Genomic DNA, 15,941 nt, shown 5'->3' with positions numbered 1-15,941 from the left:
GCAGCACTGCAGCCGGGTCAACCTCCGAGACGATCGACCCGCAGCTGGGAGTTGAGAAACTCCAGGAGGCTGTCGAAGGTGGGTGCCGGCTCGTCGGCGGTCGTCGTGACACCGTTGCGCGTGTTGCGGACCGTGCGTCCCGCCGAGAGTTCCGGGCTCGCCAGGTAGGCGTCGGTGTGTCCGACACCGGGCAGCACCGTCAGCGTCGCCGTGCCACCGGCCCGCTGATATGCGTCGAACAGGATCTCGGACTGATTCAACGGCACGTACGGGTCCGCGGAGCCATGCACGATGTAGGCCGGTGGACTGTCTGCGCGAACATAGCGGGCCGGGTTGGCAGCGGCCACCGCTACCGGGTCGGACTGGATCGGGAATCCCATCAGCTCGGATTCCGGGGAGTCCGCCGCGTCGTGGGTGGCCTGCCCGGGCAGGGCGTGGTCGTCCATCGCCAGGAAGTCGGTGGGGCCGTAGAGATCGATGACAGCGCGTACCGCGCTCGACCATCCCGGATTGCCCAGATCACCTTCGTACTCCGGGATCCCGGCGGTCAGGGCCGCCATCGTCGCAACCCACCCACCGCTGCTGCTGCCCATGATGGCGAATCGGGTCGGATCCAGTCCGAGGTCAATGGCGTTGGCCCGCAAGAACCGGATCGCGGCGTGGACGTCGTGCAACTGCCCGGGGAACTTGGCCTGGCTGCTGTTGCGCACGTTCAGTCCGACCACCGCATAGCCATGCCGGACCCACCTGCGCGCCAGTTCCCGGGCACCGACCATCCCGGTCAGCGCGGCGGGATTCACCGGACGGTCCGGCGCCGGCAGCTGGGTCGGTAGTTCCGCCGACGGATCCGTCTCCGCGGGCAGCGCCTCCCCCTTGGAGTCGTCACCGCGGAACGCCGAACCGAGGTGATGTATCACGACCGGAACGACCCATTTCTGGTCGCGGGGCAGGTACAGATCCAGCAGGTGCCCCCGGCCCACGGGTTCGGCGTACGCGAGATCCCGGTAGACCGCGTAATCGGGGCCCAGCACCGGTTCGGGTAACGGGGCCGGGCTGAACTCCGGTTTCCGGGCGGCGCAACCAGACGTCACCGCACCCGCCCCGGCCACCAGCGCCAAGCCGGTCCCCAGGAAGAACCGCCGGCTCATCTGATCGGCCACTGCACCACCTTCCCGATGCGGGCATCGTCCCGCCTAATGTTAGGCAAGCCTATACAAAGACGTGCGGGACAGGGGCGTTCAGGTCGGCCCGGCCGGGGATCCGAACCGGACAGCTCAGGCCGGATCGAAGCGGATGTCGCCGATCACTCCGTGGTGGTCGGAACCGGGCAGGTCGACCCGGCCGAACGCGACCGGGACCCCGCCGCGGGTGAGGATCTTGTCGATGGCCAGCACCGGTGGGTACCGGCGGTCGGCCGGGTAGGTCGCGACGATCCCGGACCCGAGATACTCGGCCGCGTCCAGCAGCGGGTCCGAGCCGTCCACGTCCACATTGCGCAGCAAGTCCCGGAACTGACGATGGTCGTAGGTGGAGTTGAAATCCGCACCGATCAGAATGGGACGCGTCTCATCGGCGAATTCCCCACGCAGTCTGCGTAGTTCGTAGGCCCACTTCCAGGACGGCTCCGGATAGGGCGGCAACGGGTGCAGCGCATACACCACGGTGGGATCGAGGTCCCCAATCTCGGCCACCGCTTTGACATTGTTGAGGGTGAAGCCCTCGAGCACCTCGCCGTCGCGCAGTGGGAACCGCGAGAAGATCCCCGCTCCGCCACCACCACGGCGTGGATACAGCACCGAATACGGAAGCGCCGCATCGATTCCGGCGTCCTGCAATCGGTGCACCGCCTGGTCAGTCAGCTCGATGACGGTCAGGATGTCGACCTGCTCATCGACCACCAGCCGGGTCAGCGCAGCGGCATCGGCCTCGCCGAGTCGAATATTGGCCTGCAGCAACCGGACCGACACCCCACCGGCAGGCTCCGCGCCGGCCGACCCGGAGAACAGCGGTAGCTGCGACCACACCCCGACGGCGGCGATCAGCACGGTCAACACGGTCAACACCCAGGCGCGGGCCACCAGCGCCAGCACCACCGCCACGCCCGCCAACAGCACGAACAACGGTGTGAACGAAGCGATCAGGGTGGCCGTGGTGCTGACCAAACCGACGAAGTGCGCACCGATACCGGCCGCAGCCAACACCGCAGCCAATGCACCCGCAACCCAGCACAGTCGACGCAACCGCGTCACGCCTCCGGAACCAGACTGCACAACAGGTCCGGACCGACGGACTCGACCGCGTCGAAGCGCCAGCGCAACGCATGCGCGATGCTGGCGACGCCGACGTCGTCGACCGCGACGATCGGCCCACCCAACAGGATCGGCGCCACGTAGGCCAGGATCCGGTCGATCACCCCGGCCCGCAGGAACGCGCCGGCCAAGGTCGGGCCGCCTTCGATCAGCACGTCGGTGCGGTCGGCCAGCGCCGCGATCACCTCGACCGGATCGTGGCTGCGGATCAGCACGGTGGGTGAATCACCGTTGCGCACATTGGCTTCCGGCGGCACGTCGCGGTTGCCCACCACCACCCGCAGCGGCTGTCGCTCGGCGGGCGTGCCGTCCGGCAGCCGGGCGGTCAGCGTGGGATTGTCGGCGATCACCGTTCCGGTGCCGACCACGATGGCATCGGCGGCCGCACGTCGCCGATGCAGATCGGCCCGCGCCGCCGGACTGGTGATCCATTGGCTGGAACCGTCGGCCGCGGCGCTGCGGCCGTCGATACTGGTGGCGTACTTCCAGGTGACGTGCGGTCGCCCGGTGCGTTGTTTGTGCAACCACTCGCGCAGCGGGCCCGCGCTGACCAGATCGGCCTCAACCCCGCCCAGCACGTCCACACCGGCGGCGGCCAGCCGGTGCGCTCCGCCGGCGGCCACCGGGTTGGGGTCGGCCACCGCATAGACCACCGAGGCGACCCCGGCGGCCAGCAGCGCCTCGGTGCACGGCGGCGTGCGGCCGTGATGGTTGCACGGTTCCAGCGTGACGACGGCGGTGCCGCCGGCGGCCTTGTCACCGGCGGCGCGGAGCGCCACCACCTCGGCGTGCGCACCGCCGGTCGGTTCGGTGCCGCCGACCCCGACCACCGCGCCGTCGGCGTCCAGGATCACCGCGCCGACCGGTGGGTTCGGGTAGGTGGCGCCCTTGACCAGGTTTCCCTGTTCGACGGCCAGCCGCATGGCCGCAGACCGGGTCATGAAGTCAGATGCGGCGAGGCGTCGGCAGCCTGCCGGCGCAGCGCCGCGACCGCCCTGGCCGGGTCCTCGGCGCCGTAGACCGCCGAACCGGCCACGAAACAGTCCACCCCGGCCTCGGCGGCGGCCTCGATGGTGTCGGCGTTGATGCCGCCGTCGATCTCGACCAGGATCGTCAACTCACCGGAATCGACCAATCGGCGCGCAGTGCGGACCTTGGACAGCACATCGGGGATGAACTTCTGGCCGCCGAACCCGGGCTCGACCGACATCACCAGCAGCGTGTCGAAGTCGCGCAGGATCTCCAGATAGGGCTCGAGCGGTGTGCCGGGCTTGATCGCAAAACCGGCCTTGGCGCCGGCGGCGCGGATGTCGCGGGCAACCGCGATCGGGTTCTCGGTGGCCTCGGCGTGAAAGGTCACGTTGTGCGCACCCGCTTCGGCATACGGCGGCGCCCACCGGTCCGGGTCCGCGATCATCAGATGGCAGTCCAGCGGGATGTCGGTGACCTTCAGCAGGCTTTCTACCACGGGCAACCCGAGGGTCAGGTTGGGCACGAAGTGGTTGTCCATCACGTCGACGTGCACCCAGTCCGCGCCGGCCACCGCGGCCACTTCGTCGGCCAGTCGGGCAAAGTCCGCGGACAGGATGGACGGCGCGATCAGCGGCCCCTGCGATGACGACATGCGCCTACCTTAAGGGTCGCCCGCGGTGCTCAGGGACCGTCCTTGCGCAGCGCGGCCGCGAACATCGCGTCGGTGCCGTGTCGATGCGGCCACAGCTGCACATGGGGGCCGTCGCCGAGATCGCCGGTGGGATCGAACAGCGGCCGGGTGTCCAATGTGGTGACCGGGTGCCGGCGCACCGCGTCGGCCACCACACCGGCGGTCTCGGCCAGATGCGGTGAGCAGGTGGCGTACAGCACCACGCCGCCGGGACGGGTCAGCTCGATCGCCGCAGCCAGCAGTTCGCGTTGCAGTTTGGTCAGTTCGGCGACGTCCTGCGGAGATCGGCGCCAGCGCGCCTCGGGCCGGCGCCGCAGCGCACCCAGTCCGGTGCACGGCGCGTCGACCAGTACCCGGTCGAACCCACCGGGCAGTCCACTGTCGCGGCCGTCGACCCGGTGCACGGTCACCGGCAACCCGGCGGTGTTCTGTTCCACGAGATCTGCGCGTTTGGCGGCCGGTTCGACCGCGGTCACCGCGAAACCGCGCTGGGCCGCAATCCCGGCCAGCAGCGCGGTCTTGCCGCCCGGACCGGCGCACAGGTCCAACCAGCGTCCACCGTCGGGACCGACCAGTTCGGCTTCGGTGAGCGCGCGCGCCACCAGCTGGCTGCCTTCGTCCTGGACCAGGGCCAGCCCGTCGCGCACCGGCAGCAACCGAGCCGGGTCCCCGCTGGGCAGGTACACCGCGTACGGCGAGTAACGTCCCGGTTCGCCGCCGACCGCGTCGGCCAGCTCCGCGGCGGTCAACGCGCCGGGGCGGGCGGCCAGATGCACACCCGGGCGTTCGTCGTCGGCGGCCAACAGCTGCGCCAGCTCGCCGGCCCGGGCGCCGAGCGCGTCGGCGAACGCCTGGGCGATCCAACGCGGATGGGCGTGCGTGAAGGCCAGGTTGCCGACCGGGTCGGTACTGCCCGACGGCGCCAACTCGGCGACCCAGCTCTGCTCATCGCGGCCGGCTATCGTGCGCAGCACCGCGTTGACGAAACCTGCACGTGCCGAGTCGAATTCGATGCCGGCCTGCTCGACGGTGGTGGCCACCGCGGCGTGCTGCTCGACCCGGGTGCGCAGCAACTGGTAGGCGCCCAGCCGCAGCAGGTCCAGCAGCACCGAGTCGATCTTGTCGACCGGGCGGCCTGCGGCGGCGGCGATGACGGCGTCGAGCAGACCGCGGGTGCGGCAGGCACCGTAGGCCAGTTCGGTCGCGAACGCGGCGTCACGGCCGATGATCCCGCGGTCGCGCAGCAGCGCCGGCAGCACCAGGTTGGCATAGGCGTCGCGTTCGGACACCGCGCGCAGCACGTCGAAGGCGGCTTGGCGGGCCGGGTCCAGCGGGCTGCGGCCGGGCCGGCGCCGGGCGCCCGGGCGCTGCGGGCCGCTCCCCTGCCGGTCCCGTGGCTGGCCACCCTGGCGTTGGCCGCGGGGTGCGGCCGGCCGCTGCCCGCGGGGCCGGCCCTGGCGCTCCCCGCGCTCGGGTCGCGGGCCGTCGTGTCGGCGGGGTGTGCGGTCGTTCATGATGCCCGGGCTCCGTCGTCCAGGCGGGCTCCGCGCGCCCAGTCCGCGGCGTTCATCGGTTTCTTGCCGGGCGGCTGCACGTCGCCGAGTTGCACCGGATCGGTGGCGGTGCCGATCAGGACGCGTTTGCGTTCGACCCGGATGGCACCGGCCGGCGGCCGGTCGGCCGGTTCGGTCGGCACGGCCTGCACCGGACCGAGTTTGATGCGCTGATCGCCGATCATGGTCCAGGCGCCCGGGTTCGGGGTCACCGCGCGGAGCCGACGGTCGATCACGTGCGCGGGCAGGTCCCACCGCACCTGCGCGGATTCGACGGTGATCTTCGGGGCCAGGCTGATGCCCTCGGCCGGCTGCGGTTGCGGGCGCAATTGGCCGGACTCGATTCCGTCCAGCGTCGCGGTCAGCAAACCGGCCCCGGAGATCGACAGCCGTTCGAGCAGATCACCGGCAGTGTCGGTGGGCTTGATCACCTCGGTGGTCACGCCGTAGATCGGGCCGCTGTCGAGCTCGGGTTCGATCAAGAAGGTGGTGGCTCCGGTCACGGTGTCCCCGGCCGCGATCGCGGCCTGCACCGGGGCGGCACCCCGCCAGGCCGGCAGCACCGAGAAGTGCAGGTTCACCCAGCCGTGCTTCGGGGTGGCCAGCAGTTCGGCACCCAGCAGGGCGCCGTAGGCCACCACCGGGCAGCAGTCCGGTTCGAACGCCGCCAGTTCGGCGACGAACTCCGCGGTGTTCGGCCGGGCCGGCTTGAGTACCGGGATATCGTGTGCGGCAGCAAGTTCGGCCACCGGCGACGGCGTCGGTCGACCGCGCCGACCGGACACCGCATCGGGTCGGGTCAGCACCGCGACCACGTCGTGCCGGGGAGAGTCGAGCAACGCGCGCAACGACGGCAACGCCGGCGCAGGGGTACCAGCGAACACCAAACGCATCTGACCAGTTTAGAGAGCGGCGAACTCGGCAGGCCCGCCCGGTCAGCGCGGCGTCTGGTAGTACTCGCGCTCACCGATTCCGGCGATCGGCGCCACGTACATCCAGGGAATCGAACTCACCAGCCGGTTCAGAGTGGCCACCGTGTCGTTGTAGTACTGCCGCGCGAAGGCCAGCTTGTCCTCGGTGTCCGACAGGTTCTGCTGCAGGTGCAAGAAATTCTGCGACGAACTGAGTTGTGGGTGGGCCGCGCCCAGCGCCAGCACCTGCCCCACCGCGGTGTCGAGTTGGCGCTCGGCCGCGCTGCGCGCCTGTACCGAAGTGCTGCCGGTCGCCGAATTCAGCGCGGTCTGGGCCGCAGTGATCCGCGACAGCACCGCCTGCTCGTGCGCGGCGAACGTACTGACCGCCGCGATCAGCGCCGGGATCAGGGCCGCGCGCCGGGTCAACTCCACGTCGATACCGCCGAGGGCCTCCTCGACCCGGACATCGGCGGCGCGAATCTTGTTGTAGCCCACCACGAAACCGATCAGCACCGCGACCGCGATCAGCAGGATCAGCACCAGCAGGACTCTCACCATGATCCGCCTCCTCCTCCGCCGCCCCCGCCCCCGCCGCCACCACCGCCGCCACCGCCGGACGACGACGAGGACTGCGACGCACTGTATGCGCCGATCGACGATGACAGGGCGGCATCGAAGCTGTCGAAGTCGGCGGCGCCCGTATCCGAGCTCGACGAGCTCGATGAGGCGTGGTACCACCCCGGTTGCGGCGCGGCCGCGCCGACGGTGTCCCGGTACTTCTTGGCCCACAGTGCAGCAGCCCCGGCGGCCACCGCGAACGGCAGGTACGCGGTGTAGAGGTCCTTGCGCGCCGCGAAGTCGAATCGGGCCTCGGCGGAGTCGGTGACCAACATCCGGTGAAATCCGCCGGCCCGCGACCACAGCTCACGCCCAGCCGGGGTGCGCCTGGTACCCACGCCGGGCCGCCAGGCCGGCAGCGTGGCAAAGAACAGCACCACGAATGGCAACATCCACACGGTGGCCGGCGCGATCAGCCGGAAGGCGGCCAGCACCGCCGCGGCCAACGCGACCAGGTTTGCCACCCGCACCCACCATTCCGACCGGCGGTGCACCAGCAGACCTTCGTGCAGGGCCCAGGTGCGGACCATCTTGCTCAGTTCGGTCTTGGCGGTGGTCAGCTTCTGGCCCGCCGACACCGTGCCGGCCGCCGAGAAGGTGTTGCCCAGCTGATCGACGCCCAGTGCTGCGCCGACCGCCCGGGCCACCGGGTCCAACTGCTCCCAGTCCCGACGGCGCAGCTTGCCGGTCACCCGCCACTTGTCGGCGCCGGTCTGCCGCAGTTCGACCGCGCCGTGTTCGGCGAGATGGAACAGCGTCGCGGTCAGGGCCGCTGAACTGGTGTCCTCGGTGCGGATGAATTCGGCTTGCACCGGGCCGATCCGGTCCGGCGGGGCGTATTGCAGCGGCATCGGCGGCGGCTTCTCCACGGTGAGCCGGTGTGCTGCCACGCCCGCGACGCCGGCCGCGATCGACAACCCGAATACCCACAGCAGCGCGGCCGGCGACCGGCCCAGGATCGGATCCCAGCGCGCAGACCAGGGCAGTTCGGCGCGCGGCGGGGTGGGCACGTCGACGCCGACCCGCATGGTCACCGGTGTGCGGGCCGGCAGTTCGGTGGCCGAAACGGTGACCGTGGCCCCGTCGACCGCCAACTGCCGGCACGGCTCCCCGACACTATCTCCGATCGAGCACTGCGCGCCGGTCACCGGTGCGGGCATCATCACGGTGATGTCGGCCCGCCGGATGAAGTTGTTCCAGCCCTGGGCGAGGACGTTCCAGAAGAACGTCGACTCCGCGTCGGGCTGACCGGTCTCGGTGGCGAACTGCCGGTCGGCGCCGGTGCGGCCCGGATCCAGCACGCCGTGGATGCGGTATTGGATCCGGTAGGTGTGGGTACCGGGGCTGACTTCGCGATCCGGGTCGCCGATCTTGGCCACCCGGATCCGGCCCTGGGACTCCCAGAGCAGCTCGTGCGGCACCGGTTGCCCGTCCATCGAGATCGAGGTGATCGTCGGTTCTTGGCGCACCCCTGGATCGTTCGGGTTGGCCAGGTCCCAGAACCGGAAGATGCCGTGCCGGCCGGATCCGAACTCGGCGGCAATGGTCTCGGTGGCCTCCAGGGTGCCGTCCTGGTGCACGCGGTAGTCGGCCCGATAGGAGCTGAACTTCACCGGATCCCATGGCGGGGTACCGCCGCCGGTGTTGATCAGCGGCCACAGCAAGCCGATTCCCAACACGGCCACCGGAATCAGCAGCGCCAGGCTGCGGCCGAGCCACTTCATGTCCACCCCGTTTCCGCGTGTGCCTTATGCCGCCGACGGACGGCTCTCAGCCTATGTGCAGCGGGTCGATTTGTATCCGCACCGGGTCAGCACTGCGCCGGGTGCTGAGCACGCCGGTGGCGCGGCGCAACGCGGCGGCCAGTGCCAGCCCTTGATCACGACCCACCCGGACCAGCATCCGGGTGACTTCCACCTCGGGCTCCAGTCCGGCGGGTCGACGCGCCCCGGCAGGTAGCTCGACGGGCCCGAGCACCTCGACCGGTCCGGTCACCGCGTCGGGCAGCTGAGCTTCGGACAGCAGCGCGTCGACCGCGACCGCGCTGCCGTCCAGGGCGGCCATGTGCACGCTGGGTGGCAGACCCACCGCAGTCCGGGCGTCGAGTTCGGTTTCGGCGTGGCCCACCGGATCCCAGCGGATCAGTGCCTGCACGGTGGGCAGCGCAGCCTCGGCCACCGCCACCACCACGCCGCCGTCGCCGCGCGGGCGTACCAGGGCAGCGGCACCGAGCCAGCGGCGCAGGGTGTCCTCGGCCGCGCGCAGGTCCTGCCGGCCCAGCAGCGCCCAGCTGTCCAGCAGCAACGCGGCGCCATAACCGCCGGGTGCCTGCGGTTCGGCGCCCGGCGTGGCCACCACCAGCGCTGCGCCCGACCTGATCTCGGCGAGCATGGACTCACCCGAGGACGTGATCACGGGGGTGCCGGCAAAGGCCCGGCCCAGTTCCTCGGCGGTCCGCCGGGCCCCCACCACCACGGCCCGCACGGCATCCGAACCGCAACGTGCACACCGCAATCCGGGATCACCGCGGCCGCACCAGCGACACACCGCGGTGACCCCGCGGTCGGTCAACGACAGTGGGCCGGTGCAGTGCCGACAACGCGCCACGGCGCGACACCGGCCGCACGCCAACGACGGGATATAGCCCCGGCGCGGCACCTGGACCAGCACCGGCCGGTCCTGCCCCAGTGCGGTGCGGGCCGCCCGCAGCGCGACCGACGGCAGTCGCGCGGTGCGGGCGGCCGGGTCACGTTCCTGGTCGAACCCGTCGTCGTCGAGGGCCACCACCCGCGCTGACCGGGTGCGCACGGTGGCGCGCGGCGCCACCAGGTCGTGCGCCCAACCGGTACGCACCAACGCATGCGCCTCGGCCGTGCGGGCGTAGCCGCCGATCACCGCAGCGCAGCGCAACTGGTGAGTGCGCAGCATGGCGACCTCGCGGGCGTGCGGATAGGGGGCGCGCGGCTCGGCCAGGGTGTCGTCGCCGTCGTCCCAGACCAACACCAGCGAAAGATCGGCGACCGGGGCGAACACCGCGCTGCGGGTGCCGATGACCAACCGGGCGTGCCCGCGCAGCGCGGCCAGCCAGCGCCGGTATCGGGCGGCGGGTCCCAGCCCGGCCGACAGCGCCACCACGATGTCCTTGCCGAGACGGGTTTCGGCGCTGCTGGTCAACGCGTCGATGTCGCGTTGATCCGGCACCACCGCGAGTACGCCGCGACCGGCGCGAATCGCCACCGCAGCCAGCTCGGCAAAGCGTTCGGTCCAGGACTCTCCGGGCAGCGCCTGCCACACCGCGCGCACCGCGCGGCCCTCGCCGAGCGCGGTCACGAACCGCTCCCCGCCGGTGTAGGCGGCCCATGCCGCCGGGTCCGGCGGTTCCACCAAAGGAATTGCCGTGGTGTCGGTTTCGCGCTCCGAACGCGCGTGCCGGGGCGGGATCGCCAGGCGCAGCACGTCGGCGCGGGTGCCGGCGTAGCGGGCGGCCACCGCGTCGGTCAATCGCCGCACCTCGGGGGTGAGCACCGCTTCGGCCGACACCACCCGGTCCAGCCAACCCAGCTTGCCGCCATGGTCGGTGTCCGAGCGGCGTTCCAGGATGAACCCGTCGACAAGGCGGCCGTGGAACCGCACCCGCACCCGCACGCCGGGCTGCGCGTCGTCGGACAGCGCTTCGCTGACCAGGTAGTCGAACTCCCGATCCAGGTGCGGCACGGTCAGCATCGGCAGCACCCGGGCGATCGGCTCGTGTGCTGCGGCGGTGCGGGTGGTGCTCACCCGGTGCCTCCGGACCGCGGAGTCGGTGACATCCAGTGAAAATAGCCGACCGGACCGACACCTCGACCCGGCCGGTCAGCCGCGCAGCCGACGCTACCTTCGGCCGGGTCCGGATGCCCCGAGCTGCGGTTCGGTGTGGCGGCCGAAGAAGAAGCCGGCCGTGATCAACGCCAGCGAGGCGCCGTAGAACCACCAGATCGGCACCGCGAGTAGTTGATCGTGCCGGATGAACTCGCTGATCCCGATCATCGAATCCGACACCGCAAAGCAGACCGCGCCCAGCGCGGTCCACGGCGTCGGCAGCGCCGCCAGCAGCGCCGCGCACGCCATGGCACCCAGCACCGCGATGTAGGCGGTCACCGGAACGGTCAATCCGTCGTCGCGCAGCTGCGGCCAGAACCAGACCAGCAGCACCACACACGCGGCGACCAGCACGGCCGCGCCGGCCAACCGGCCGCGCCGCAGCACCACCAGCGGCAGCAGGGCGGCCAAGAAACACAGGTGCGCGATCAGGAACGAACCGAGGCCACCGACGAACGACGGCGGCCACCACGGCATCGCCAACAGGAAGTCACCGCCCGCGGAGAACAGCAACGCGGCGAACAGCCACCAGCGCTCCCGGACAATCGGATGCTGCAGCGCGGCCACCGCCAACAACACCGCCATCAGCGCCTTGACCACCGGCTGGCCGGTGAACTGCCCGGTCAGCGGCGTCCCGGCGGGCAGCCGGAGCGCGGTGATCAGCAAAAACACGCCGTAGCCGGCGCCGACCAGGACCGCGGCCAGCCACCACCGGGCCTGCAAACTCTTCGGAATGGACGTCATCGCAGATGAACGTACCGCGGCCGGTCACACCGCAGCACCCGCTTAAGGTGAGGCCATGACCACCGACGCCACCGACCGGCAACCCATCGACCCGGAAGTCAAAGCGCTGCTCGAGGCGGTCCCGCTGGAGTTCACCCTCGACGACGGCATCGAAGTGGCCCGCGACAAGCTGCGCTCGATCAAACCGCCGCCCGAGATGCTGCCGCAGATGCGCATCGAGGAACGCGCCATCAGCTACGACGGCGACACCGACATCCCGGTGCGGATCTACTGGCCGCCGGTCGCCCAGCACGATCACCTGCCGGTGGTGGTCTTCTACCACGGTGGCGGCTGGTCGGTCGGTGACCTGGACACCCACGACCACGTCGCGCGCGCACACGCGGTCGGTGCCGAGGCGATCGTGGTCTCGGTGGACTACCGGTTGGCTCCCGAGCATCCCTTCCCGGCAGGGGTCGAGGATGCCTGGGCTGCGCTGCGCTGGGTGGGCGAAAACGCCGCCGAGTTGGGCGGTGACCCGGAACGCATTGCGGTGGCCGGTGATTCGGCCGGCGGCAACCTCTCGGCGGTGGTGGCGTTGCTGGCCCGCGACCACGGCGGCCCGGCGCTGAGCTTCCAACTGCTGTGGTACCCGAGCGCGGTTGGCGACATTTCGCTGCCGTCGTTCACCGAGAACGCCCATGCGCCGCTGCTCAACAGCGACGTGATCGCCGCATTCCTGGCCTGGTACGTGCCCGGGCTGGACTTTTCCGATCCGACGACGCTGCCCACCACGCTGGCACCGGCCAACGCCGAATCGCTGGCCGGTCTGCCGCCGGCCTACATCGGTATCGCCGACCACGATCCGCTGCGCGACGACGGCGCCAAGTACGCCGAATTGCTTTCCGCCTCCGGCGTTTCGGTGCAGCTGGTGAATGAACCCACACTGGTGCACGGCTACGCCTCACTGGCACTGGTATCGCCGGTGGCCGCAGCGGCCACCGACCGCGGGCTGACCGCACTGCGGGCGGCCCTACATCCCGGAAAGGCGCAATCATGACCGACGTCGAGGCCTTCACCACGATCCCGGATCTGACCGAACTGGTGACCGTACAGACCGAGGCCACCGTGTCCCGGACCGTGTTTCGCAGCCCCGGGGTGCGGGTGGTGCTGTTCGCGTTCGACGCCGGCCAGGAACTGACCGAGCACACGGCCGCGATGCCGGTGTTGCTGCAGGTGCTCGACGGGCGGCTGAAGATCACCGCCGACGGCCGCACCGAGGAGTTGGTTCCCGGCGGGTTGATGCATCTGGACACCCGGGTGCCGCACGCGGTGCAGGCGGTCGAGCCGTCGCGACTGCTGCTGACCATGTTGGACAGCCGGCGCGCCAAAGATTGATCATCTGTCTACCTGTTCAGATGTTCATCGGTTGTGTTAACGTGGGCGCAGGTCGGCCGCGTGCGGCACCGATGCAGCAGATCGTTTATCGGCTCGAGGCGAGGCGGTAGTTGACGGCGCGGCCGACCTGCCCCCACTGTGGTAGTCATGGGCGGAGCAGTTCCCGTGAGGCAAGGTGTACGGCCAGACCATCACACCGTGATCGTCGGCGCCGGCTTCTCCGGGATCGGTGCGGCCATCGCGTTGGACCGCGCCGGATTGCGCGACTACCTGATCGTCGATGCGGCCGATGACGTCGGCGGCACCTGGTACTGGAACCGCTACCCCGGCATCGCCGTGGACATCCCGTCGTTCTCCTATCAGTTCTCCTTCGAACAGAACCCGGACTGGACCCGCAGCTACGCGCCCGGCCATGAGTTGGCGCGCTACGCCGAGCTCTGCGCGGACAAATACGGCGTGCGGGACCGCATCCGGTTCCGCACCACGGTGACCCGCGCGGATTTCGATGACGACGCCCAGATGTGGCGGATCGGCACCGACACCGGCGAGATCACCGCACGGTATTTGATCAACGCCGCGGGTGTGCTCAACGAACCCAAGCTGCCCGACATCCCCGGCGTCGAGGACTTCGCCGGGACCACGATGCACACCGCGCGCTGGGATCACGACCAGGACCTGACCGGCAAGCGGGTGGCGATCATCGGCACCGGCGCCTCGGCCGTGCAGGTGATCCCGGAGATCGCTCCGCTGGTCGAACACCTCACGGTCTTCCAACGCACCCCGATCTGGTGCTTCCCCAAGGCCGACGTGCCGTTGCCGCGGGCCGCGCGGTTGGCCATGCGGCTGCCCGGCGGGATGGCGCTGCAGCGACTGCTTGCCCAGGCCTATGTCGAGTCCACCTTCACCCTGCCGGCCCAGTATCACACCGTGTTTCCGTTCAGCGGACTCACCGAGCGCGCCGCCGAAGCCGGAAAGGCATTCCTGCGCAAGCAGGTTCGCGATCCCGTGGTGCGCGACAAGCTCACCCCGCGCTATGCCGTCGGATGCAAGCGGCCCGGCTTCCACAACACCTATCTGGCCACCTACAACCGGGACAACGTCACGCTGGTCACCGAGCCGATCGACAAGATCACCGGCTCCGGCCTGTCCACCACCGACGGCATCGACCACGACGTCGACGTGCTGATCCTGGCCACCGGGTTCAAGGTGATGGACATCGACTCCGGCACCTTCGCCCTGCACGGCTCCGGCGGGGTGTCGCTGGCCGAGTTCTGGAGCACCCGACGGATGCAGGCCTACGAGGGCGTCAGCGTGCCCGGCTTCCCGAACTTCTTCTGCGTGTGCGGTCCGTACGCCTACGTCGGCTCATCGTTCTTCGCGCTGATCGAAACCCAGACCCGACACATCGTGCGCTGCCTGTCGCGGGCGCACCGCGAGGGTGCAACCCGGGTCGAGGTGCGCCAAGAAGCCAACGACCGCTACTTCGCCGAGATGATGCGCAAACGGCATCGGCAGATCTTCTGGCAGGACAGCTGCGATCAGGCCAGAAGCTACTACTTCGACAAGAACGGTGACGTTCCGCTGCGTCCGACCAGCACGCTGGCCGCCGACTGGCGCAGCCGCCGGTTCGATCTCGACGACTACCAGTTCAGCGCCTGAATCAGACCGAGGCCTTGAGGTCCTCGACCTTGTCCAGCCGCTCCCACGGCAGATCGACGTCGGTGCGCCCGAAGTGCCCGTAGGCCGCGGTCTGCGCGTAGATCGGGCGCAGCAGATCCAGATCCCACACGATGGCGCCGGGCCGCAGGTCGAACACGCTGGTGATGGCCTTCTCGATCCGGGCCGGGTCGACGGTCTCGGTGCCAAACGTCTCGACGAACAGACCCACCGGGGCGGCCTTGCCGATCGCATAGGCGACCTGCACCTCGACCCGCTCGGCCAGCTCGGCCGCCACCACGTTCTTGGCCACCCAGCGCATCGCGTAGGCCGCCGAGCGGTCCACCTTGGACGGGTCCTTGCCGGAGAATGCGCCGCCGCCGTGCCGGGCCCAGCCGCCATAGGTGTCGACGATGATCTTGCGTCCGGTCAGACCGGCGTCGCCCATCGGGCCGCCGACCACGAACTTCCCGGTCGGGTTGATCAACAGCCGGAAATCCGAGGTGTCCAGCGTTTCGTGGCCCAGCTCGGCCAGCACGGTGTTGATCACCTTCTCCCGGATGTCGGGGGCCAGGGTCGCGTCCAGGTCGATGCCCTCGGCGTGCTGGGTGGACAGCACCACGGTGTCCAACCGCACCGGCGTGGTGCCGTCGTACTGAATGGTGACCTGGGTCTTGCCGTCCGGACGCAGGTAGTCGAGCACGCCGTCCTTGCGCACCCGGGTCAGCTGACGGGCCAGCCGGTGCGCCAGCGCGATCGGCAGCGGCATCAGCTCCGGGGTGTCCTTGATCGCGTAGCCGAACATCAGGCCCTGGTCACCGGCGCCCTGCAGATCCAGCGGATCGGCGGCACCGCCGACCCGGGTCTCGTGAGCGGTATCCACGCCCTGGGCGATGTCGGGTGACTGCGCGCCGATGCCGATATTGACCCCGCAGGTCTCGTAGTCGAAACCCTTGTCCGACGAGTCGTAGCCGATCGCCTTGATCCGGTCCCGCACGATCAGCGGGATGTCGGCGAAGGCTTCCTTGGCCGAGGTGGTCACCTCACCGACCACGTGCACCTGACCGGTGGTGACCAGCGTCTCGACGGCGACCCGGGATCTCGGGTCACCGGCCAGCAGGGCGTCGAGCACCGAGTCGCTGATGGCGTCACAGATCTTGTCGGGGTGTCCCTCGGTCACCGACTCACTGGTAAACAGCCGACTCTTATCGCTCACGTCTCATCAGTCCTTCCGACCTGGCGCCGAGCGCCA

Annotated in this window: 14 protein-coding genes; 3 read left to right on the top strand and 11 right to left on the bottom strand. The window is 70.0% G+C overall.

Annotated elements, in window-relative coordinates; translation table 11 throughout:
- Positions 1 to 17 precede the first annotated feature (17 nt).
- The 10 genes from AC5Y3P_RS02620 to AC5Y3P_RS02575 form a co-directional block, all read right to left on the bottom strand.
- The gene (locus tag AC5Y3P_RS02620) at positions 18 to 1,160 is read right to left on the bottom strand and encodes an alpha/beta hydrolase fold domain-containing protein (protein WP_500044344.1); all 1,143 of its coding nucleotides are present in this window, start codon (positions 1,158 to 1,160) and stop codon (positions 18 to 20) included.
- Between the two features lie 114 nt (positions 1,161 to 1,274).
- Positions 1,275 to 2,249, bottom strand: coding sequence for an endonuclease/exonuclease/phosphatase family protein (locus tag AC5Y3P_RS02615; protein WP_500044343.1), 975 nt, complete (start codon positions 2,247 to 2,249; stop codon positions 1,275 to 1,277).
- Positions 2,246 to 3,250 carry a bifunctional diaminohydroxyphosphoribosylaminopyrimidine deaminase/5-amino-6-(5-phosphoribosylamino)uracil reductase RibD gene (gene ribD, locus AC5Y3P_RS02610; RefSeq protein WP_500044342.1) on the bottom strand — a complete coding sequence of 335 codons (1,005 nt, stop codon included), beginning with the start codon at positions 3,248 to 3,250 and terminating at the stop codon, positions 2,246 to 2,248. Before ribD ends, AC5Y3P_RS02615 begins: the two co-directional genes overlap by 4 nt.
- Positions 3,247 to 3,933 carry a ribulose-phosphate 3-epimerase gene (gene rpe / locus AC5Y3P_RS02605; protein WP_500044341.1) on the bottom strand — a complete coding sequence of 229 codons (687 nt, stop codon included), beginning with the start codon at positions 3,931 to 3,933 and terminating at the stop codon, positions 3,247 to 3,249. Before rpe ends, ribD begins: the two co-directional genes overlap by 4 nt.
- 29 nt (positions 3,934 to 3,962) lie before the next feature.
- Complete coding sequence (locus AC5Y3P_RS02600) at positions 3,963 to 5,486, bottom strand: RsmB/NOP family class I SAM-dependent RNA methyltransferase (RefSeq protein WP_500044340.1); 1,524 nt, start codon at positions 5,484 to 5,486, stop codon at positions 3,963 to 3,965.
- Entirely contained in the window at positions 5,483 to 6,418 is a 936-nt protein-coding gene (gene fmt / locus AC5Y3P_RS02595) for a methionyl-tRNA formyltransferase (protein ID WP_500044339.1), read from the bottom strand. Before fmt ends, AC5Y3P_RS02600 begins: the two co-directional genes overlap by 4 nt.
- A gap of 42 nt (positions 6,419 to 6,460) precedes the next feature.
- Complete coding sequence (locus tag AC5Y3P_RS02590) at positions 6,461 to 6,997, bottom strand: LemA family protein (protein ID WP_500044338.1); 537 nt, start codon at positions 6,995 to 6,997, stop codon at positions 6,461 to 6,463.
- Positions 6,991 to 8,781 carry a DUF2207 domain-containing protein gene (locus tag AC5Y3P_RS02585; RefSeq protein ID WP_500044337.1) on the bottom strand — a complete coding sequence of 597 codons (1,791 nt, stop codon included), beginning with the start codon at positions 8,779 to 8,781 and terminating at the stop codon, positions 6,991 to 6,993. Before AC5Y3P_RS02585 ends, AC5Y3P_RS02590 begins: the two co-directional genes overlap by 7 nt.
- Before the next feature lie 46 nt (positions 8,782 to 8,827).
- A complete protein-coding gene (locus AC5Y3P_RS02580) occupies positions 8,828 to 10,780 on the bottom strand; it encodes a primosomal protein N' (RefSeq protein WP_500044548.1) in 1,953 nt (650 codons plus the stop codon).
- A 147-nt stretch (positions 10,781 to 10,927) separates the two neighbouring features.
- The gene (locus tag AC5Y3P_RS02575) at positions 10,928 to 11,659 is read right to left on the bottom strand and encodes a lysoplasmalogenase (RefSeq protein WP_500044336.1); all 732 of its coding nucleotides are present in this window, start codon (positions 11,657 to 11,659) and stop codon (positions 10,928 to 10,930) included.
- Positions 11,660 to 11,714: 55 nt separating this feature from the next.
- Here AC5Y3P_RS02575 and AC5Y3P_RS02570 point away from each other — a divergent pair, with 55 nt between their 5' ends.
- From AC5Y3P_RS02570 to AC5Y3P_RS02560, 3 genes are all read left to right on the top strand, one after another.
- Positions 11,715 to 12,695, top strand: a complete 981-nt coding sequence (locus AC5Y3P_RS02570; RefSeq protein ID WP_500044335.1) for an alpha/beta hydrolase — start codon at positions 11,715 to 11,717, stop codon at positions 12,693 to 12,695.
- Positions 12,692 to 13,033, top strand: coding sequence for a cupin domain-containing protein (locus AC5Y3P_RS02565; RefSeq protein ID WP_500044334.1), 342 nt, complete (start codon positions 12,692 to 12,694; stop codon positions 13,031 to 13,033). The genes AC5Y3P_RS02570 and AC5Y3P_RS02565 overlap by 4 nt, the downstream gene beginning before the upstream one ends.
- Before the next feature lie 147 nt (positions 13,034 to 13,180).
- Positions 13,181 to 14,692: a flavin-containing monooxygenase gene (locus AC5Y3P_RS02560; protein WP_500044333.1), complete on the top strand. Its 1,512-nt coding sequence runs from the start codon at positions 13,181 to 13,183 to the stop codon at positions 14,690 to 14,692.
- 1 nt (position 14,693) lies between these two features.
- On the opposite strand, the gene metK is transcribed toward AC5Y3P_RS02560, so the two are convergent.
- The gene (metK, locus tag AC5Y3P_RS02555; protein ID WP_500044332.1) at positions 14,694 to 15,905 is read right to left on the bottom strand and encodes a methionine adenosyltransferase; all 1,212 of its coding nucleotides are present in this window, start codon (positions 15,903 to 15,905) and stop codon (positions 14,694 to 14,696) included.
- Positions 15,906 to 15,941 lie beyond the last annotated feature (36 nt).

The organism is Mycobacterium sp. NGS45, from assembly GCF_059812645.1.
This window is presented reverse-complemented; position numbering and strand designations above follow the sequence as displayed.